This window comes from Aquabacterium commune, assembly GCF_004362855.1.
GTDB classification, from domain to species: Bacteria; Pseudomonadota; Gammaproteobacteria; order Burkholderiales; family Burkholderiaceae_C; genus Aquabacterium; species Aquabacterium commune.
On the sequence record NZ_SNXW01000001.1, the window covers coordinates 706,218 to 725,817 of the forward strand.

Annotated in this window: 19 protein-coding genes and 1 tRNA gene; 11 read left to right on the forward strand and 9 right to left on the reverse strand. The window is 68.8% G+C overall.

The features are described from left to right. The first annotated feature begins 154 nt into the window (after window positions 1-154). The 3 genes from EV672_RS03175 (at window position 155) to EV672_RS03185 (ending at window position 3,558) form a co-directional block, all read left to right on the forward strand. The gene (locus tag EV672_RS03175) at window positions 155-787 is read left to right on the forward strand and encodes a hypothetical protein (protein WP_133606123.1); all 633 of its coding nucleotides are present in this window, start codon (window positions 155-157) and stop codon (window positions 785-787) included. 121 nt (window positions 788-908) lie between these two features. Continuing rightward, window positions 909-1,673 carry a hypothetical protein gene (locus EV672_RS03180; RefSeq protein WP_133606125.1) on the forward strand — a complete coding sequence of 255 codons (765 nt, stop codon included), beginning with the start codon at window positions 909-911 and terminating at the stop codon, window positions 1,671-1,673. A 91-nt stretch (window positions 1,674-1,764) separates the two neighbouring features. Then, window positions 1,765-3,558 (forward strand): alkaline phosphatase D family protein, encoded by a 1,794-nt coding sequence (locus tag EV672_RS03185; protein WP_133606127.1) that lies wholly within the window; start codon window positions 1,765-1,767, stop codon window positions 3,556-3,558. A 43-nt stretch (window positions 3,559-3,601) separates the two neighbouring features. Here EV672_RS03185 and EV672_RS03190 read toward each other — a convergent pair whose 3' ends face one another. Continuing rightward, a complete protein-coding gene (locus EV672_RS03190; protein ID WP_133606129.1) occupies window positions 3,602-4,522 on the reverse strand; it encodes a pirin family protein in 921 nt (306 codons plus the stop codon). 101 nt (window positions 4,523-4,623) lie between these two features. On the opposite strand from EV672_RS03190, the gene EV672_RS03195 reads away from it, so the two are divergent. Continuing rightward, entirely contained in the window at window positions 4,624-6,129 is a 1,506-nt protein-coding gene (locus EV672_RS03195; RefSeq protein WP_243738481.1) for a patatin-like phospholipase family protein, read from the forward strand. 41 nt (window positions 6,130-6,170) lie between these two features. Here EV672_RS03195 and EV672_RS03200 read toward each other — a convergent pair. Continuing rightward, window positions 6,171-6,247 (reverse strand) — tRNA-Pro (locus EV672_RS03200). Between the two features lie 46 nt (window positions 6,248-6,293). Then, window positions 6,294-7,274 carry an octaprenyl diphosphate synthase gene (ispB, locus tag EV672_RS03205; protein ID WP_279536167.1) on the reverse strand — a complete coding sequence of 327 codons (981 nt, stop codon included), beginning with the start codon at window positions 7,272-7,274 and terminating at the stop codon, window positions 6,294-6,296. A 226-nt stretch (window positions 7,275-7,500) separates the two neighbouring features. On the opposite strand from ispB, the gene EV672_RS03210 reads away from it, so the two are divergent. After that, on the forward strand, window positions 7,501-8,838 hold the full coding sequence (locus tag EV672_RS03210; protein WP_133606131.1) for an FAD-dependent monooxygenase: 1,338 nt from the start codon (window positions 7,501-7,503) through the stop codon (window positions 8,836-8,838). A gap of 40 nt (window positions 8,839-8,878) precedes the next feature. On the opposite strand, the gene EV672_RS18655 is transcribed toward EV672_RS03210, so the two are convergent. Together EV672_RS18655 and EV672_RS03215 are read right to left on the reverse strand one after the other, a co-directional pair. Further along, a complete protein-coding gene (locus tag EV672_RS18655; protein WP_166643424.1) occupies window positions 8,879-9,016 on the reverse strand; it encodes a hypothetical protein in 138 nt (45 codons plus the stop codon). A 92-nt stretch (window positions 9,017-9,108) separates the two neighbouring features. After that, complete coding sequence (locus EV672_RS03215; RefSeq protein ID WP_133606133.1) at window positions 9,109-9,501, reverse strand: hypothetical protein; 393 nt, start codon at window positions 9,499-9,501, stop codon at window positions 9,109-9,111. Window positions 9,502-9,706: 205 nt separating this feature from the next. On the opposite strand from EV672_RS03215, the gene EV672_RS03220 reads away from it, so the two are divergent. Then, window positions 9,707-10,960: a glutamate-5-semialdehyde dehydrogenase gene (locus EV672_RS03220; RefSeq protein WP_243738506.1), complete on the forward strand. Its 1,254-nt coding sequence runs from the start codon at window positions 9,707-9,709 to the stop codon at window positions 10,958-10,960. Window positions 10,961-11,005: 45 nt separating this feature from the next. Further along, the gene (locus tag EV672_RS03225) at window positions 11,006-11,761 is read left to right on the forward strand and encodes a sulfite exporter TauE/SafE family protein (protein WP_133606505.1); all 756 of its coding nucleotides are present in this window, start codon (window positions 11,006-11,008) and stop codon (window positions 11,759-11,761) included. Window positions 11,762-11,778: 17 nt separating this feature from the next. On the opposite strand, the gene EV672_RS03230 is transcribed toward EV672_RS03225, so the two are convergent. Continuing rightward, window positions 11,779-13,002 carry an SMP-30/gluconolactonase/LRE family protein gene (locus EV672_RS03230; protein WP_133606137.1) on the reverse strand — a complete coding sequence of 408 codons (1,224 nt, stop codon included), beginning with the start codon at window positions 13,000-13,002 and terminating at the stop codon, window positions 11,779-11,781. Window positions 13,003-13,189: 187 nt separating this feature from the next. Here EV672_RS03230 and EV672_RS03235 point away from each other — a divergent pair, with 187 nt between their 5' ends. Beyond that, window positions 13,190-13,405 carry a DUF2061 domain-containing protein gene (locus tag EV672_RS03235; RefSeq protein ID WP_133606139.1) on the forward strand — a complete coding sequence of 72 codons (216 nt, stop codon included), beginning with the start codon at window positions 13,190-13,192 and terminating at the stop codon, window positions 13,403-13,405. Here the strand turns inward: EV672_RS03235 and EV672_RS03240 are convergent. Next, complete coding sequence (locus EV672_RS03240; protein ID WP_133606141.1) at window positions 13,372-14,148, reverse strand: ferredoxin--NADP reductase; 777 nt, start codon at window positions 14,146-14,148, stop codon at window positions 13,372-13,374. The two genes, EV672_RS03235 and EV672_RS03240, sit on opposite strands and share 34 nt — an antisense overlap. A gap of 142 nt (window positions 14,149-14,290) precedes the next feature. Here EV672_RS03240 and queC point away from each other — a divergent pair, with 142 nt between their 5' ends. From queC to EV672_RS18795, 3 genes are read left to right on the forward strand one after another with little or no spacing between them, the layout of a single operon-like run. Beyond that, window positions 14,291-15,049 carry a 7-cyano-7-deazaguanine synthase QueC gene (queC, locus tag EV672_RS03245; protein WP_133606143.1) on the forward strand — a complete coding sequence of 253 codons (759 nt, stop codon included), beginning with the start codon at window positions 14,291-14,293 and terminating at the stop codon, window positions 15,047-15,049. Window positions 15,050-15,103: 54 nt separating this feature from the next. Beyond that, window positions 15,104-15,685: a LemA family protein gene (locus EV672_RS03250; RefSeq protein WP_133606145.1), complete on the forward strand. Its 582-nt coding sequence runs from the start codon at window positions 15,104-15,106 to the stop codon at window positions 15,683-15,685. Between the two features lie 19 nt (window positions 15,686-15,704). Continuing rightward, on the forward strand, window positions 15,705-17,609 hold the full coding sequence (locus EV672_RS18795; RefSeq protein WP_208110689.1) for a M48 family metalloprotease: 1,905 nt from the start codon (window positions 15,705-15,707) through the stop codon (window positions 17,607-17,609). A gap of 40 nt (window positions 17,610-17,649) precedes the next feature. Here EV672_RS18795 and EV672_RS03260 read toward each other — a convergent pair whose 3' ends face one another. Together EV672_RS03260 and EV672_RS03265 are read right to left on the reverse strand one after the other, a co-directional pair. Beyond that, window positions 17,650-18,336: a chalcone isomerase family protein gene (locus EV672_RS03260; RefSeq protein ID WP_166643425.1), complete on the reverse strand. Its 687-nt coding sequence runs from the start codon at window positions 18,334-18,336 to the stop codon at window positions 17,650-17,652. 31 nt (window positions 18,337-18,367) lie between these two features. Beyond that, complete coding sequence (locus EV672_RS03265; protein ID WP_166643426.1) at window positions 18,368-19,510, reverse strand: SphA family protein; 1,143 nt, start codon at window positions 19,508-19,510, stop codon at window positions 18,368-18,370. Window positions 19,511-19,600 lie beyond the last annotated feature (90 nt).

Here is a 19,600-nt window from a genome sequence, read left to right on the forward strand (position 1 = left end):
GAAACACTCCGAAAGATTCGCTTACCGGTCTGCAACACGTTGTTTCCAAATCCACCCCTCAGGACGACCCCATCCCGCACGCAAGTCAAGGCAACTCGGTACAAAGTCTCCCAAAGGCCGCGAATTCGACGGCCTGCATCACGGAGGAAGCCCCATGACCCAGCCCCACTTCTACGAGCTCGTCCGCTCGGTGCTGATTTTCCTGCACCTGGCCTGCCTGATCGCCGCCGGCATCTCGATCGCCTTCGGTGACTACGCCATCCTGAGGCACCGCCCCGTGAACCGGGAACTGATGCTCAAGGCCAGCCGCGCGGTCGCCTGGTCACTGTTGGCCTTGTGGCTGACGGGGCTGTCCGTCATCGCGCTGGACATGTCCACCGTCGCGCTCTCGCTGGCCAAAGCGCCCAAATTGCAGGCCAAGCTGACGGTCGTGGCCATCCTCAGCCTCAACGGCTTCCTGCTGCACCGCTACACCCTGCACGCCCTCGGTGAGACGAAGATGCCCACCGAGTCCGACGTCCGCCTGGCAGCCATCCTGGGAGCCGTGAGCGCCGCCTCCTGGGGCTATGCGGTTTTCCTGGGCATGGCCAAGGCCTGGACGCCCATCCTGGGCTACAACGGCTTCATGGCCCTGTACGTGCTGGCCGTGCTGGCGGGCATCGCAGTGTCGCTGCGCTGGGTGCGTCCCCTGTTGCTGGAACAGACCCCGCTGGGCACCACGAGCGCCCGCACCCACGCACGGAACAAGGGCCTGGCAGCCGAAGACCTCAACGCGGCCATGGGCTGAAGCACCTCGACGAGCATCGACCACCGCACAAGATCCTTCGCTTTTTCCTGCCTTTTGGGCCGTTGGCCTGTCACGCTTGTCATGCCAGAATCAAGGGCATACACAAGACAACAGCCAGGCCATGGACGTTTACCTTGACCGCACGGTGGAGCTGGGGCAGCAACGGCCCTATGGCCCGCCCGACTTCGGCATCGAGCTGGGCGACCACGTCTTCCATGTGGCCGAACCTGGCTCGGCCTGCCGCACCTTGCCCGTGCGGCTGTCGGCGGCGGTCTATTGCGGCATGACCGATGTGCTGTACTTCGTGGCCCAACCCCTGGACGAGGCCCTGGCGGCACGCTGGGTGCAGCTGGCCGACCTCCTGCATGGCCCCTTGGGCGAGCTGCCCCGGCTGGCCTTCGACCCGGAGCGCATCGAGCGGATCGCGCAAGCCAATGCCGAGGCGGCCATCGGCCCGGAGCACGCGCGGCTGCGCGGCTTGTCGGTGACCTCTGGCACCGACGGCCGGCAACACCTGCAGCGCGACCCTCTGGCCCAACCTCGGCTGTTGAGTGGTGTGCGCTCACACGACCAACAGGTGCGCCTGACCGCTGCCAACGCGCAAGGTTTGCCCACGGCCGAGCTGAGCGTCAGCCTGGACGAGCTCACGCCCGACGCCCGCCAGACAGCGCTGGAGTGGATGTCGGCGCGCCACGCGGCTCTGGCCGACATCGACGCCCTGCACGCCTTGCAGCCCGCGCTGCGCGCCATCAGCCGCGCACGGCGCCAACGCAAGGAGCGTGGCAACCCTGACACCGTGACGCACACGATCCGGGAGCACCGCGCTCGCGCGCACGAGGACCTCTCCCGGCTGCTAGACAGCCTGCGCGAGCCTTCGCAGGACTGAGCCCTGGGCCGATCGGCCTGCGCCCGCATCACGGCACCGTCAAACGCCCCGCGCACAGTCCGGACGATCCATCGTCATCGGAGTGCACACCATGGGCCGTCCCAGCCACGTCAAACCGCAACGCACCGGCACCAGCCGCCGCGACTTCTTCAAGCGCTCTGCTGGCGGTGCCGCCATGGTCGTGGCCGCCACGCCGCTCGTGCCCATGGGCGGCCTGTCGGCGGCATCGGCCGACCGCAGCGGCGCCAGCGCCAACCCCGTGTTCCAGCATGGCGTGGCCAGCGGTGACCCGCTGCAAGACCGCGTGATCCTCTGGACCCGCGTGACGCCCCGTCTGGACGCCACCGAGCCGGCGCCGGCAGGGCGCGAGGACGATGAGCGCGAGGACGACGACGTCCGCCGCGACGGCAAAGTCATGGTGCACTTCGTGGTCGCCCTGGACCCTCGTTTCAAGCGCCTGGTCGCCCGCGGCAAATTCAAGACCGGCCCCGAGCGCGACCACACGGTCAAGATTGACGTCACCGGCCTGCGCCCTGACACGACCTATTACTACCAGTTCCGCGCCCAGGGTGTCATCTCGGCCATCGGCCGCACCAAGACCCTGCCAAAGGGCAACGGCAAGGGCGAGGCCCAGCACCTGCGCATGGCCGTGGTGAGCTGCTCCAACTTCGCCTACGGCTACTTCAACGCCTACCGCCAGATCGCCGAGCGCGCCGACCTGGACATGGTCGTGCACCTGGGCGACTACATCTACGAATACGGCGATGGTCAGTATGGCGATGTGCGCCCCTGCGAGCCGGCGCACGAAATCGTCACCCTGGCCGATTACCGGATGCGCCACGCGCAGTACAAGCGCGACGCCGACTCCCAGGCCATGCACCGCCAGCACCCGCTGATCGCCATCTGGGACGACCACGAAACGGCCAACAACGCCTGGCTGGACGGCGCCGAAAACCACCAGGGCGACACCGAAGGTGCCTGGCCCGAGCGCGTCAAGGCCGCTCTGCAGGCTTACTACGAATGGATGCCCGTGCGCGTGGTGGACCCGGCCAACCTGCGCCGCAACAGCCGCAGCTTCGCCTTCGGCAACCTGGTGGACCTGATCATGCTGGAGGAGCGCCTGGCCGGCCGTGCCCAGCAACTCGACGGCAGCATCCCCACGCCGCTGGGCCTGGCCTTCACGCAGACCGGCGCCTTCGCCGACCCGGCCCGGCAGCTGCTGGGTGCCACAGACGAGGCCTGGCTGTTCGACAAACTGCGCACCAGCACCGCGAAATGGAAGGTGCTGGGCCAGGGCGTCATGTTCGCCCAGCTCAAGGTGCGCGGTGCGCCCAATGCCCTGGGCGGCGGCATCTTCTTCAACTCGGACCAGTGGGACGGCTACCAGCCCGCCCGTAACCGCGTCTATGACGTCATCAAGGGTGTGAACGGTGCTAACAACGGTGCCAAGCCCGTGAACAACGTGGTGGTGCTGACGGGCGACATCCACAGCGCCTGGGCCGCCGACCTGACGCAAGACCCGAACAACCCCGAGCCCTCGTTGGGCGGCTACAACCCGCTGACGGGCGAAGGCTCGCTGGCCGTGGAGTTCGTGGGCACCTCGGTGAGCTCGCCCGGCGTGAACGACCCGACCGGCGCCGTGGCCAACAGCCTCAAGCCGGCCAACCCGCACTTCAAGCACATCGACCTGGACAAGCGCGGCTACATGCTGATCGACGCCAACGCCCAACGCTGCGTGTGCGAGTTCTGGCAGGTGGACACCGCCGCAGCCATCAGCAACGTGCAAACGCTGGGGGCGGCCCTCGAGGTACGCGACGGCCTCAACCGCCTGCAGGTGTCGTCGATCACCGCGCCGAAGGCCAACCCGGCCAAGCTGGCGCCCTGAACGAGCCGGCGAGCCGGGGGCGCCGCGCGCGCTCAGGTCTGGTTCAGGCCTTCCACGGGAGCGGCGGTGCCTGCAAGCGGTGGCCGCCGTCACCCGGGACCCGGCCGAACCGGGGCGCGCCGGACTCCCAGTCGGCCTGCGCCCGGACGATGTGCGCCTGGCTGGGTCCGACGAAGTTCCACCACATCACCATGGGATGCGGCCAGGGCTCGCCGCCGATGAGCAGGACGCGGCTGCCCGGAGCCAGCGTCAGGCGAGCCTGATGGGCGCCGGGCGCCAGATGGGCGAATTCGCCCGCCACCAAGCGCTGCGGGCCCTCGGCACCGTCGATGTGCACTTCGCCCTCCAGCGGCAAGAGGCCGTGCTCGAAGTCCGGCCGCAGTGGCAGGTCGATGGGCACGTTCATGGGCGCATTCAGCCCCGAGGCTGGCGGGCCGGCGATGTCCAGCCCGACCAGAGGCGAATGGACCCGCGTGGGCGCCGTGTGCCCGCCCCAGTGGCCCACCAGCAGGGTGACATCGCAGCCGTCCTGCGTCCAGCGGGGCAACTCGGCGTGGTGCTCGAACGCCGGATCGCCCTCGGCGGCTTCCGGGGGCAGCGCGATCCAGAGCTGTGCGGCGTGCATGCGCTGGCCAGGCGCCACCGAGTCTTCCGTGTGCACGATGCCCCGTCCCGCGGTCATGAGGTTGACCTGTCCTGGCCGGATGACCTGGTCGCTGCCCAGGCTGTCGCGGTGCCATATCTCGCCTTCGATCATCCAGGTGAAAGTCTGCAGGCAGGTGTGCGGGTGCGCGCCCACGTGCAGGCCTTGCCCGGGCCCGAAAGCGATGGGGCCAATGTGGTCGAGGAAGCACCAGGCACCGACCATGCGGCGCTCCCGGGTGGGCAGGGCCCGTCGGATGCGCAGGCCCTCGCCCAAGGTCGATTCGCGTGCGGCGATCCGCGCGATGATGGGGTTGTCCATGGCAACTCTCGGGGTGGCGACACCCCATTTTGCATGCCAAGCCGGCACCGGCTCCGGCACCATCCAGCAGCCGCACCTCCCATCCACATCCCGACATGAACGTGCCAAAGCCTTCCCGTCGCCGCACCGGCCCACCCCTGACCCGCCTGCTGGCCGCCTGCGCGCTGGGCCTGATCACGGCCTGCACCTCGGCACCCGAAAACACCCCGCGCAACCGCGGCCTGACCGAGTCCACGCCCCCCGCAGTCGCACGCCTGGACCCCAGCGACACCCTGACGGAGACCTCGGTGATGCTGTCCTTCTCGGGCGGCGGCGCACGGGCAGCGGCCTTCGCCCTGGGCGCCTTGCAGGGGCTGGATGATCTGCCCAACGGCGAGGGCGGCAGCCTGCTGGACCAGGTGCGCTTCATCACCAGCGTCTCCGGGGGCTCCATGACGGCGGCCTACTTCGGCCTGCATGGCAAGGCCGGCCTGCCCGAGTTCCGCCGACTGGCGCTGCTGGGCGACAGCGAGCGCACCCTGCGCACCAGCCTCTTCAACCCGCGCAACATCTGGCGACTGCTCTCCGGCGGCCTCAACGACCGCAGCACGCTGCCGACCTGGCTGGACCAGACGGTGTTCAAGGGCGCCACCTTTGCCCAGATGAGCCAGCAGGGGCGCCCGGTGGTCTGGATCAACGCCACCAACCTGCGCCAGCGCATCGCCTTCCCCTTCCACCAGCGGGCCTTCGACGCGCTGTGCAGCGACCTCTCCAGCTTCCCCGTGTCGGAAGCCGTCGCGGCCTCGATGGCCGTGCCCGTCGTCTTCACCCCGATCGTGCTGGAGAAGCACCCTGAGCGCTGCCAGGCGCCCTTGCCCGACTGGGTGGACGGCTACGGCCTGGCCTTCGGAGAGTCCATGCTGGCCAGGTCGCTGCTGCAGACCCTGCACGATTTCCGCGACCTCGGCACGGGCCGCTACGTCAAGCTGGTCGATGGCGGCCTGAGCGACAACTTCGGCCTCAGCAGCATCCAGCAATCGCGCCTGTTGATGGGCACGCCCCATGCCCCCTGGTCGGAGCGCGATGCCACCCGCATCCGCCACCTGCTCTTCGTGGTGGTCGATGGCGGACAGCAACCGGGCGGGAACCTGAACCAGGCCCTCGACGGCCCCAGCGGCATCGACCTGGCCATGGCCGCCATCGACGCGGCCATCGACACCAATGTGCGCCTGAGCCACGACAACTTCGTGCAACTGGTTCGCCGTTGGCAGGACGACACCGTCCGCTACCGCTGCAAGCTGTCCGAGGAAGAGCAGCGCCACATCCGAACCCAGCAACCCGGCTGGCGCTGCGACGACGTGCAGTTCACTGTGACACGGCTCTCTTTCGGCGACCTGGCGCCTGCGCGCGCGCAAGCCCTCAACGCCATCCCCACGCGGCTGAAGCTGCCTGAGCAGGACATCGACGCCCTCGTCGCGGCCGGCCGCGAGGCCATGGCCCACAGCCTGACGGTGCGCTACTTCACGGCCCGGGCGCAAGGCGTGACGGACAGCTTCTGGCGGCCCGCTCAGGCCACCACGGCACCCACTTCCGCACCACCGATCACAAACGACAACGCCGCGAGATGATCCCCGTGGGGACACCTTCGCGGCGTGACCATGTGCAATCCTGGTCGGGGTGAGAGGATTCGAACCTCCGGCCTCTACGTCCCGAACGTAGCGCTCTACCAGGCTAAGCTACACCCCGATGTCGATCTGCTTGCATTGCATTCCAGCAAACGCACCCGCAGCCGTCAGCTGGAGCGGTGGATCGAATCAAACGACAATTGTAGCAGAGCTTCGCGCCATTCGGACGATGGCAGCGCGCTCAGGCTGCGCTGGGCCTGGTCCACCTGGGCCTGGGCGGCCTCGCGGGTGGCGTCCAGCGCGCCCGTGGCTTTCACGATCTCGACGATCTGGGCCATGCGCTCGACCTCGCCGTGCTCGATGGCGTGGCGGATCAGCGCGGCCTGCTCGGGCGTGCCGCGCTGCATGGCCACCAGCAGCGGCAGCGTCGGCTTGCCCTCGCGCAGGTCGTCGCCGATGTTCTTGCCCAGTTCGGCCGTTGAGCCTTCGTAGTCGAGCAGGTCGTCGATGAGCTGGAAGGCCGTGCCGAGCGCGCGGCCGTAGTCGGCGCAGGCGGCTTCCACCTCGGCAGGGGCGTCGGTGATGACAGCGCCCAGGCGGGCCGAGGCCTCGAACAGCTTGGCGGTTTTGTACTCGATGACGCGCAGGTAGTCGTCCACCGAGATGTCGGGGTCGTGCATGTTGATGAGCTGCAGGACCTCGCCCTCGGCGATCACGTTGGTGGCCTCGGCCAGGATCTCCATCACCCGCATGCGGTTGGTGGAGACCATCATCTGGAAGGCGCGCGAGTAAAGGAAGTCGCCCACCAGCACGCTGGCCGCGTTGCCGAACAGGGCGTTGGCCGTCTTGCGGCCGCGGCGCAGGTCGGACTCATCGACCACGTCGTCGTGCAGCAGCGTGGCGGTGTGGATGAACTCGACCACGGCGGCCAGCTCATGCCGTTCGCTGGAACGGTTGCCCAGCGCCCCGGAAATCAGCAGCAGCAGCATGGGGCGCACGCGCTTGCCACCGGCACTGACGATGTAGTGGGAGATCTGGTTGACCAGCACAACCTGGGATGCCAAGCGACGGTGGATGACCTGATCGACCTCGGCCATGTCGGCGGCGGCAAGGGTGCGGTAGCTGGCGGGGGAGGGGGTGGAGGTCACGCGGTCGGCAAGCGGTAAGCGCCCTGAGAACGCCTCAGCAGCGTCGTCCCGGAGGGGGGACAAGTGCGGATTATAGAAAGCAGCGCCATCCCGACTGTGTCAGTGTCCTCAAAGCACCTCACAATGTGTGGTGCGTGCGACCCGCTGGGGCCCTGGCGCCTGCGTTCGGCGCCCAGCCAGTCGCCCCATGACGCCCCATGACGCTCCATTTGCCCGAGACCTCGCCATGCCCGCCGCCCAGCCCGAACTTCCGCCAGATGCCAGCGCCCCGCGCGCGCCGGCCTCGCCGCCCTTGCGCCTGGCCATCGTCGGCGCCGGCCCTGCGGGCCTGAGCCTGGCCTTGCAGGCCGCGCGCGCCCTGCCCGAGGCCCACATCACGGTGTTCGATGCCCGCCCGGCCGATGTTGACGTCTCCGCCGACGCGCGCACCCTGGCGCTGTCGCAAGGCACGGTGCAAGAGCTGAGCCGCATCGGCGTGTGGGATGCCATCGAGCGCGGCGGCCGCCAGGCACCGATCCGCGCGGTGCACGTGTCGCAGCAACAACCCACCGTGCTGTGGCCGGGCGCCAAACAGCCCGAAGTGCGCATCTCGGCCGCCGAGCAAGGCGTGCCGCAACTGGGCGCGGTGGTCAGCTACGGCACGCTGGTCGCGCCGCTGCAAGCCGCCTGGGTGCAGGCCGTGGCACAAGACGAGCACCGCCTGGCCATGCGCTTTGGCACGCCGGTCAAGGGCCTCAAGCCGGTGGCAGATGGCGTCGAGGTGGACGCCGACATCGCCGAGTGCCATGACCTGGTCGTGGTGGCCGAGGGCGGCGTGTTCGCGCACCAGCCCAAGCTGAGCTGGCCCGACGGCCTGAGCCACGATTACGCACAGACCGCCTGGGTGGGCCAGGTGCTTCTGGCAGATGGCACCTCAGACGCCGCAGACACCGCAGATGACGGCACCGCCTATGAGCGCTTCACCCCGTCAGGCCCGGCCGCCTTGCTGCCCCTGCCCCCCGGCCCGGTCGTGGCAGGGGGCGCCAGCGGTCGCCGTGCGGCCTTGGTGTGGTGCGTGCAATCCGATGACGACCCGGTGCGGGACCTCGACGAGGCCCAGCGTCTGACCCTGCTCAACACGATCTTCCACCCGCGCGTGGGCCGCATCCTGCAGACCTCGCCGCTCCAGGCCTTCCCGCTGGGCCTCAACGCCCACCGGCGCCTGGTGAGCGAGGGCGCGGTGGTGCGCATCGGCAACGCGGCGCAAACATTGCACCCGGTGGCGGGCCAAGGCTTCAACCTGGCGATGCGGGATGTGCATGAGCTCCTGGCCGCGCTGAAAGCCGAGGCCTGGCACACCGAGGCCGATGTCCAGCCACAGGTGCGGCGTGCCTTGAACCGTTTCGAGCGCCGCCGCCAGCCGGACCGGCTGGCCCTGCTGGCCACGACCGATTTCCTGGCGCGCAGCTTCACCTGGCCTGCGCCCATCCTGGCGACGGCGCGCGGGCTGGGGCTGGGCGTGGTGCAGCAATTGGGGCCGCTCAAGCGCCTGGTGGCGCGCAGCATGATGTTCGGCTGGCGCTGAGTGGCGCTCAGCCAGAGGCCTGAGCAGATTCCGGCAGGCCTCAGCGCATCGCCATGGTCTGGGCCGCGAAGGGCCCGGCGGTGAACGCGGTGTCCGCCGAACTGGGGCCGTGCGCCAGGTGCATCGCCCAGACAGCGACGGCCACCAACAGGGTGTGTTGCAGCAGCTTCTTGCGCATGGGGCCTCCTCGGGGTGTCGTGGCTGGGTCGGTGAGGCCATCGTAGGCAAAGCGGCCTGGCGCCATCGCCGGAACAAGCCCTGCGACAGGCCTCATTTCGTGCCGGATTCCGCCCCATTGGCGGGCGCAGCATGGTCTGGCTGCGTGAGCACGTCCAGGCTGGCATCGCAGCCGCTGCCCGCAGAGATCAAGCGGCGCACCCAGGCCAGCCAGACACGGCGCCACCACGGCCCCGCCCGCCAGTCCGGCGCGCCTGGGCCGACCGCACGCAACACCAGGCCGCACTGGTAGCGCGCAGGGGCAGCGCCACTCGCCTCGGACCACACCAACGCATCGCACGCCCCATGCCGCTTGCGGCTGACCAGCATGCCCGCGGGGCAAGGCTCGGCCAGGCAGCACACACCGCAGCCATTGCAAGGCGCGCCCAGCGTCGGCTTGGGCGGGGCCTCGGGGTGGATGTAGATGACTTGGTGGTCGCGGGGCATCAGGGCATCAGGGCATCAGGGCATCAAGGCGGCGTGACGGCGAGGCGAGACAGGACGCCACCGCAGCATAGCGGGTGCAGGGTTGGCCGGGGTTTGAGACAATCGCGGCATGAACACCGCCGCATCCACCTCCGCCTCTGGCTCTGCCTCCGTGGCTTGGTCCGAAGGCCAGCCCCAGTCCGAGTCCCAGTCCATCCCCGACTACATGGACGCCGTGGGCCGTGCCGCCCGCACCGCCGCCACGGCCATGGCCGCCGCCAGCACCGCCGCGCGCAACAACGCCCTGCTGGCCCTGGCCCAGCAGATCCGCACGCACGCTGGCGAGCTCAAGGCGCGCAACGCCAGCGACATCGCGGCCGCACAAGCCCATGGCCTGGCCGCCCCGATGGTGGACCGCCTGCGCCTGACCGACAAGGTCATCGCCACCATGGCCGAGAGCTGCGAGCAGGTCGCCGCACTGCCCGACCCGGTCGGCGAAATCACCCACATGCGCCGCCGCCCCACCGGCATCAGCGTGGGCCAGATGCGCGTGCCCATCGGCGTGTTCGGCATGATCTACGAGTCGCGCCCGAACGTGACGCTCGAAGCCGCATCGCTGGCCATCAAGAGCGGCAATGCCTGCGTACTGCGCGGAGGCTCCGAGGCCATCCACTCCAACCTCGCGCTGTGGAAGCTGGTGCAAGCCGCCTTGGCCGACGCCGGCCTGCCGACCAACGCCGTGCAGTTGGTGCAGACCACCGACCGCGCCGCGGTGGGCCAACTCATCGCCATGCCGCAGCACGTGGACGTCATCATCCCGCGCGGCGGCAAGGGCCTGATCGAACGCATCAGCGCCGAGGCGAAGGTGCCCGTCATCAAGCACCTGGACGGCAATTGCCACACCTACATCGACAGCGAGGTGGACCTGGCCCTGGCCGTGACGGTCACGGACAACGCCAAAACGCAGAAATACAGCCCCTGCAACGCCACCGAGTCGCTGCTGGTGCACAGTGCGCAGGCCGCGGCTTTCCTGCCGCTGATCGGCCGCGTGTTCGCCGACAAAGGCGTGGAGATGCGCTGTGACGCCCGCGCCAAGGCCATCCTGTCGGACGTGGCTGGCGCGCAGGTGGTCGAGGCCACCGAGCAGGACTGGTTCGAGGAATACCTCGCCCCGGTCATCGCGGTGAAGGTGGTGGACTCGCTGGACGAAGCGATTGCGCACATCAACCGCTACGGCTCGCACCACACCGACGCCATCCTGACGACCAACCACCCCAATGGCATGCGCTTCGTGCGCGAGGTCGATTCGTCCAGCGTGATGATCAACGCCTCGACCCGTTTCGCCGACGGCTTCGAGTACGGCCTGGGCGCGGAAATCGGCATCAGCACGGACAAGTTCCACGCGCGCGGCCCGGTGGGCCTGGAGGGCCTGACCTCGCTGAAGTACGTGGTGCTGGGCCAGGGTGAAATCCGCAGCTGACCTGCCTGCGCTTTGCTGGAGCTGACCCCCGCGAACATCGGCCTGATGCTGCTGGCCTCGGCCAGCGCCGGGCTGGTGGACGCCATCGTGGGCGGCGGCGGGCTCATCATGGTGCCCTCGCTGTTCGGGCTGTTCCCGCAGGCGGTGCCGGCCACGCTGCTGGGCACGAACAAGGCCGCTTCGGTGTGGGGCACGGGCTGGTCGGCCTGGCAGTTCGCACAGCGCGTGCGCTTGCCATCGGCCCGCCTGTGGGGCGCCATGGTGGCCGCCCTGATCGGGGCGCTGCTGGGCGCCTGGCTGGCCACGCGCGTGCCTGCGGCGCACTTCCGCCTGGCCCTGCCGCCCGTGCTGGTGGCCGTGTGGGCCTACACCCTGTGGCGCAAGGACCTGGGCCATGCCCACGCCCCGCACCTGTCACACCGGCAGGAGGCGCTGGCGGCCACGGCGCTGGGCGCGGGCATTGGTTTTTACGACGGGGTGTTCGGCCCGGGCACGGGCAGCTTCTTCGTGTTCGCGCTGGTGCGCGGCCTGGGCTGGGATTTCCTGCACGCCAGCGCCGCTGCCAAGCGCCTGAACTTCGCCACCAACGTGGCCGCGCTGGCCTGGTTCATCCCCCACGGGCACGTGGTGTGGGCGCTGGCACTGCCCATGGCCGTGGCCAATGTGGCTGGCAGCGCCCTGGGCACGCGCCTGGCGCTGCGGCACGGTGCCGGCTTCGTGCGCCTGGCTTTCCTGGTGGTGGTGGGGGCGCTGATCCTCAAAACGGGCTGGGACGCAGGCGCACACTGGCTGGCGCCCTGAGTGGCTCACCCAGGAACTCACTTCGGCGGGTAAGCCATCCAGCCCACGCTGTGCGCATGCAGGCTCTGCACGAAGAGCTTGCCATCGGCCTCGGTGGCCGCGGTGGTTTCGGGATAGGCGCCTTGCGGGTCTTGCAAGTCGGCCAGCACCCGGCCGTTGTCATCGAAAGCGATCAGGTGGCCGTAGGCCTTGGGCACGGGCCACAGCGCGCGAGGCAGGCGCAGGGTGATGCTGCGCAGCATCGGGTGCTTGGCCGCGGCGTCGATCACCGGGCTGCGCGGCTTGGTCAGGCCCACCCAGATGCGCCCGCCCTCGCCCCGCGTGAGGTTGTCCGGGTAGCCTGGCAGGTTGTCCAGCAAAACGGTGGCCGCGCCCTGCTGCATGGCCTGGGCCAGCGTGGGCACGCCGGTGTGGCCCGACGCGGTGCGCACCAGCGAGAGCTTGGCCAGATCCAGCTTGAGGATGCGGTAGGTGCCGGTCTCGGACAGCAGCATCTGCTTGCCATCGGCCGTGAAGGCGATGCCATTGGGGAAGCACAGGCCGTCCAGCGCCACGCGGGCTTGCAGGGTGACCGGGTCTTGCGCGATGAGCCGGCCGGTGCAGCTGTGCTCCAGGATGTCGAGCACGCTGGCCTCGAAGGTGCCGCCCAGGTCCTTGGCGCCAAAGCGGCGCGTGGCGTCGGTGAGCCACAGGGTGCCGTCGGGGCCCACTTTGATGGCATCGGCGTAGCGCACCGGGTCGTTGGGCACGGGGTGGGACACGGTGGCCAGCAGCGTTTCGGTCCGGGCCTCGGCGCCCTGGCCGGTCACGCGCAACAGGCCCTTCATGGCGTCGGCCACCAGCAGGCGGCCTTGCGCATCGACGTCCAAGCCCAGTGGGCGACCGCCGGTGTTGACGACCACGCTCTGGCGCTCGCCGCGGGTGTCCAGGCGCAGCACGTCGCCATTGGACAGGCCGCTGTACAGCCAGCCGCCATGCGCGAGGATGTGCTCCGGCCCTGCCTGCCCGGCCCCCAGCGGGATCTGCTGCAGCGGCGTCAGGCGGGTGTTGGCGGCATGAGCCCCGCTGTGGCCCAGGTTGGTGGGCGCGTCCCAGGCCACGGGGGTGACGGGTGTGGGCCAGAAGAGCAGGTAGGCCGCCGCCGCGATCAGGGGCGTGAACCAGGAGGCCAGCCAGTGGATCCGGCCTGAAGCGGCTGAAGTTGGGGTCGGGCGCGCGAAGGCGCTGGGGAACACAGGCATGGATGGACTCCGTTGGACCATGAAGTATTCAACAAAGCCGCGCCGCTGCCATGGGCACGACCCCGAACAGGGGGGCCGATGGCCTGCGCCTATCGGGGTGATGCAGACGCTTGCCTTGCGAAGTGGCCCGCCATCAAGATAATGAGAATCATTCTTGATTGAGAAACAACCCGGAAAGGAGCTCCCCATGGCCAAGACCGCAACTTTCGGCGCCCTCCACGTGGGCACGTCCTTCGGGGTGACCTATGCCCTCACGGGCAACCTCGCGGTGGCGGGGGCCGTGACCTTCGTCGAGCCCCTCGTCAACACCGTCATGCACTACTTCTTCGACACCTACTGGGACCACCCGAAGGTGGCCGCCATGCGGCGTCACTTCTCGACGAAAGCCCGCTCGATGACGTAGTCGCCGGCCTCACCCTGCGAGGGCGAGATCTTGAAGCCGCGGGCGTCCAGGATCTTGCACAGGTCGGTCAGCATGGAGGGGCTGCCGCACATCATGGCGCGGTCGGTGTGCGGGTTCAGGGGCTGCAGCCCCAAGTCGGCGGCCATCTTGCCGTTCTCGATCAGGTCGGTCAGGCGGCCCTGGTTGCGGAATTCCTCGCGGGTGACCAGCGGGTAGTAAAGCAGCTTGTCGCGCACCAGCTCGCCCAGCAGCTCGTGGTCGGGCAGCTCTTGCGAGATGAAGTCGTGGTAAGCCAGCTCGCTGACCGTGCGCACACCATGGACCAGCACCACCTTGTCGAATTTCTCGTAGGTGTAGGGGTCCTGGATGATGCTCATGAAGGGCGCCAGGCCAGTGCCGGTGCCGAACAGGTAGAGGTTGGGCGCGGGCTTGAGGTCATCGACCACCAGCGTGCCCACGGCCTTGCGGCTGACCAAAATCTTGTCTCCCACCTTCAGGTGCTGCAGGCGCGAGGTCAGCGGGCCGTTCTGCACCTTGATCGACAGGAATTCCAGGTGCTCTTCGTAGTTCGCACTGGCGATGGAGTAGGCGCGCATCAGCGGCTTGCCATCGACTTCCAGCCCGATCATCACGAAATGACCACTGGCAAAGCGCAGCGCCGGGTCGCGCGTGGTCTTGAAGCTGAACAGGGTGTCGTTCCAGTGGTGGACGTGGGTGACGGATTCTTGGTTGAACGCGGCCATGGTGTCGGGAGCGCCTGGTGACGGCTTTGGGCTGGGAGGAAACCCTCTATTGTCGCGCAGAACCGGCGCCCACGGTGCGCAGGGACATGCCCCGGATCGCGGTGGGCCCGACGGCCCTCGGCCATGGACTATGCTCTGGCCCATGCTTCCCCCTGTCGCAGCCCCATCCCTGTCGCACCTCGACCCGCGCACCGCCCTGGTGGTGTTTTCCGGTGGGCAGGACTCGACCGTGTGCCTGGCCTGGGCCCTGAGCCGCTACGCACGCGTCGAAACCATCGGCTTCGACTACGGCCAGCGCCACCAGGTGGAGCTGGATTGCCGACCGACCGTGCGCGCGGCCCTGAGCGCGCAATTCCCGCACTGGGCGGCCCGCCTGGGCGATGACCACCTGCTCGACCTGCGTCTGCTGGGGCAGATTTCCGACACCGCCCTGACCGAGGCGCGCGCCATCGAGATGCAGGCCAATGGCCTGCCCAACACCTTCGTGCCCGGGCGCAACCTGCTGTTTTTGACCTTCGCCGCGGCCGTGGCCTACCGCCGCGGTGCCTCGGTGCTGGTGGGCGGCATGTGCGAAACCGACTTCTCCGGCTACCCCGATTGCCGCGACAACACCCTCAAAGCGCTGCAAGTGGCCGTCAGCCTGGGCCTGGACAGCCCCATGACGGTGGAAACCCCGCTGATGTGGTTGACCAAGGCGCAGACCTGGGCCCTGAGCGCGCAGCTCGGGGGCGAGGCGCTCAACGCGCTCATCGCCGAACACACCCACACCTGCTACCTGGGCGACCGCAGCCAGCGCCATGCCTGGGGATACGGCTGCGGCAGCTGCCCGGCCTGCGTGCTGCGGCGCGATGGTTTCGCAGCGTTCAGCCAAACGGTCACAGAAACCGCGGCCAAGCTCTGAAAAAATAGCCTGATCTGCACAAAGAAATTCCGGGAGACACCTTTGGACACCACCATGCTGCTGTTGCTGGGCGCCGTCGCTTTCACGGTGGTCTGGGCCACCGGCGCCTACAACCGCCTCGTGCGCCTGCGCAACGACATCGCCAACGCCTTCGCCCTCATCGACGTGCAGCTCAAGCGCCGCCATGACCTGATCCCCAACCTCGTGGAGGTGGCACGCAAGTACATGGAGCACGAACGTGACACGCTGGAGCGCGTCACGGCCGCACGCGCGCAGGCCATCGCCGCCAACGACCTGGCGCGCAGCAAGCCGCTGGAATCGGGCGCGATCAAGAGCCTGACCATGGCCGAGTCCTCCCTGGCCAGCGCGCTGGGCCGCTTCCAGGTCGTGGCCGAGTCCTACCCCGAGCTGAAGGCCGATGCGCAGATGCGCGACCTCTCCGAAGAACTCACGCACACCGAAAACAAGGTGGCGTTCTCACGGCAGTACTTCAACGACGCCACCCTGCTCTACAACAACGCCGCCGAGGCCTTCCCCACGCGCATCGTCTCTGGCCTGTTCGGCTTCAAGAGCGCCGCCATGCTGCAAGCGACCTCGTCCGAGGCCGAGCGCGAGCCGGTCAAAGTCAGCTTCTGAGCCCTGAGCCCTCCTCGCCATGCAGTTCCGCGAGCACCAGCAACAAGCCCAGGCGCGCACCGTGCGCCTGTTCGCCTGCTTTGCCCTGCTGCTGCTGGCCCTCACCGCTTTCATCAACCTCTTCCTGGCCCTGGCCTGGCGCCTGCTGACGCCGTTCGGCCATGGCTATCCGGCCTTGTTTTTCGAGGCCAACACCGCGGTGGTGATGCTGTTCGTGCTGGGCGGCTGCTGGGTCGAATCGCAGCGGTTGAAGTCTGGTGGTGGCCCGCGCGTGGCGCGCTGGCTGGGCGGCCGGCCCGTGCAGGACGAGGGTGACGCGCTGTCGCGGCGCCTGCTCAATGTGGTGGACGAGATGGCGATCGCCAGCGGCCAGCCCGTGCCCCAGGTCTTCGTGCTGCCCCGCGAAGACGCCATCAACGCCTTCGTGGCCGGCTGGGGCCCGCAAGACACGGTGCTGTGCGTGACCCGCGGCGCACTGGAACGCCTGCAACGCGCCGAGCTGCAAGGCCTGGTCGCCCACGAGTTCGGCCACCTGCAGGAAGACGACCTGCCCCTGACCATGCGCATGCTGGCGCTGGTGTGGGGCCTGTCGCTGGTGCACGGCTGGGGCCAGAGCCTGATGGACACCGACGACGCTGGCCACGTCACCCCCCTGCGCTGGCTGGCCGGCGTGGTGTTTGCCGGCGTGGGCTGGCTGGGCTGGCTGGCCGGGCGCCTGCTGCAGGCCGCGGTCACGCGCCAACGCGAATTCCTCGCCGACGCCTGTGCCGTGCAGTTCACCCGCACGCGCGACGGCCTGGGCGGTGTGCTGCGCAAGGTCTGGTACGACCAGGAAGTGCTGGCCGGCCGCATGCGCCACCCGGCGGCCGACATGGTCTCGGCCCTGCTGCTGCACAACACCGGCGGCAGCCCCTGGCTGGCCACCCACCCGCCCTTGCCGGAGCGCATCCGCCGCATCTGCGGCTCGGCCCTGCCGCCGCTGCCCGCGCCGCTGATCCGACTGGAGGCCACCGAGCCGCGCCGGGTGGTGGTGACATCGCCCGTGCCCGAAGGCGCCCTCGCTGCCGCCACGCCGTTTGCCGCGCAGGCCAGCCTCTCCCCGGGCGAGTTGCGCCGCCAGCAGCTCGCGGCCGACCGCGAAGCCCTGGAGCGCCTGCGGCTGCTGGGAGGCCCGACCGAATTGCGCCTGCTGGTGCTGGCCCTGATGATGGACCCCGACAATGGCCGCGAGTGCAAACTCTGGCGCCAGCTGGCCGATGGCGTCCACCAGAGCGAGCGCATCCTGGCCGATGTCGCCATGCTGCTGCCGGCGCGGCACGTGCCGGAGTTCGAGCGCGTGACAGACCAGGTGCGCGAGGCGCCCATCGAACAGCGCCGCACCCTGGTCGAGCACGCCCGCGACCTGCTGCGCGCCGATGGCAAGGTCAGCCCGCGCGACCGCCTCTGGTGGCTGGCCCTGCGCCACCGCGTGGGCGAGCACCGCCCCACACCGGGACAGATCCTTCGGCCCATCGCGAACCAGGGAGAGGCCCTCAGCGAGCTCAACGCCGAGCAACGCCACCACGCCGCCGCGCTGACGGCCTACCTGGCGCGGCTCGTTCCGTGCGACTCGGCGGAGGCCACACTCCCTGCGGCGAACACCGCCTGGTTCGCCGCCGTGATGAAACGCTGCGGCGCGCTGCACCAGCCCGGGGCCGACCAGCAGATGCCCGACGCCGACGCCCTGGCCCACGCCCTGTCGGCCATCCAGGAGCTCTCGTGGATGCTGCGGCCGCAGCTGCTCAAGGCCTGGGTGGAAGAAGCCTTCAACCACAGCCCGCACGGGGTGCTGTCAGACGCGAGCGCGGACGCACTCAGGTTGACCGCGCGCTTGCTGGACGCGCCCTTGCCACCGATGCTGGAAGCGCATTACCCGCGGGCCTGATCGGCGGATAGGCCATTCAAGCGGCCACTCCAGCAGCCGATCAGTCGCCCGCGCGCGGCAGCCGGGTCAGGCCCAGCAATCCGTTGCGCAAGTCTTCCGGCGCGTTCTGCCCGATGTACATGCGCAAATAGACCTGGAAAGCCAGTTCATCGTTGATGGACAGCGTGTTGCCACCATCGCCCGTGAGGGACTTGCCGTTGTGCGTGGCCATCCAGCCCACGCCGGGCACCCAGTCGAGGTTGACGACGTCGCCCTTGCTGACGCGCTTGACGTTGGCATAAGCCGCGCCGATCTGGCCGATGGGGCCGATCAGGCGCTTGAACTCTTCCTCGGTGGCCGACTGCTTGAAGTCCGCCAGGAAGATCCGCGTGATGGTGGACGAGGTGAACTCGCGCAGGATGTTGAGCTGGATGCGGCGGATGCCGTTGAGCTTGTAGATGGCGTCCGGCGTGGTGCGCTTCTCGGGCAGGTACAGGGCCGTGACGTCGGCCTTGAAGTAGCCGCGCTTGCGCACGCCGGCGCCATTGAGCACCAGCTTCTGGCCGTAGGCCGTCGTGGTCTCGGGCAGCTCCACACCTTCGAGCTCCACCGCGGGCGGCGCAGCCTGAACACTCGACGCCCAGGGCAACAGCGCCGAAGTGGCCGCCGCGCCCAGCAGATCGCGTCGGCTGACACTGGGTGGGGTCAACGTCACATTCAAAGGGTCTTGCTCGGATGGATCCAACATCTTCCAACCTCCTGCCACCATCAAGGCGACATCACAGGGGCTTGGACACGGTCAGCCAGAAGGCCTGACCCTCGGTGCGGTTGCGGGCGCCGAACTCGCGCAGGAACTTGCCCTCGACCATCATCTCACCGCCGTTCATCAGCCAGCCCACGGCCGGGCCGATGGCGTTCACGCTGCTCTTGTTGCCCGAGGTGATTTCCTTGCGCAGGTTGCGCTGCGCGATCTCGGTGCCGGTGAAGCCGCTCAGGTCCTGGGTGTCGCGCGAGAGCTGGCGCACGAAGTAGCCTTGCAGGCCCACACGCCAGTTGTCGCTGACAAAGGCCATGGCCTGCCAGTCGAGGTTGAACATGTTGCCCGAGTAGTAGCCGTTGTCCTTGTTGCGGGTGTTGAAGGACAACACCGTGCGGGCGCCCACGTCCCAGCCATCGCCCACGAAGCTGTACTGCACCGAGGGACGGAAGGTGTAGAAGTTGCCGTAGCCGGTGTTCACGCGGCGGCTGACGTTGTAATTGCCGGTGGGCAACACGACCGTGGGCGCGAAGGTGACGGCCTGGTGGTCGCCGATTTCCCAGTGCAGCACGGGCGAGATTTCGAGGTCGCCGAGGCCGGTCTGGTCGCCGTCCTGGGTGGCATCGACACGGGCGTTGATGCCGGCGGTGACCAGGGGCTGGAAGCCTGCGGCAGAACCCGCGTAAGGCGTGCCGGCGTAATTTGGCGCAGCCGTGAAGTTGGCTCGGCGGTTCATCACCGGCAGCATCACCGTGAAGCCGACATTGGCCCCCAGCAGGCGGTGCGCGCTCAGGTAGGTGAGGCGCGGCAGGAGCGCGTAGGTGTCGGCAGCGATGTCGATGTTCGAGCGCAAACCCGGCTGCGCCGGCACGGGGCCTTGCGCATCGACTGGCGTGGCGCTGGTGGCCTGCTTGCCGTCGTTGCCCTTGATTTTGCTGGCGTGGTAAGCCACCAGCGGCACCTGCACGTACCAGCCAGGCACCAGGGGCGCGGTCATGTCGCTGCCGCCCACGCCAGGGGAATAGCGCTGCAGGCCGTTTTCAGCCGCACCCACCTGCGCGCTGGCCAGGGCCAGGGCAAATGTCAGGGGCAGGGCGATCACCGAGGCGAGGCCGGGGGCGCTGAGGCGCAGGGACGGATGCGAGGAAAGGCGCGGGTGAACCATCTTGGACTCCTGAATGCGTGGCGGCCACCTTGATGCACATCCAACGCTCATCGCGCATCGTGTCCGGCAACCTTGGGGTCAGACTGTGCC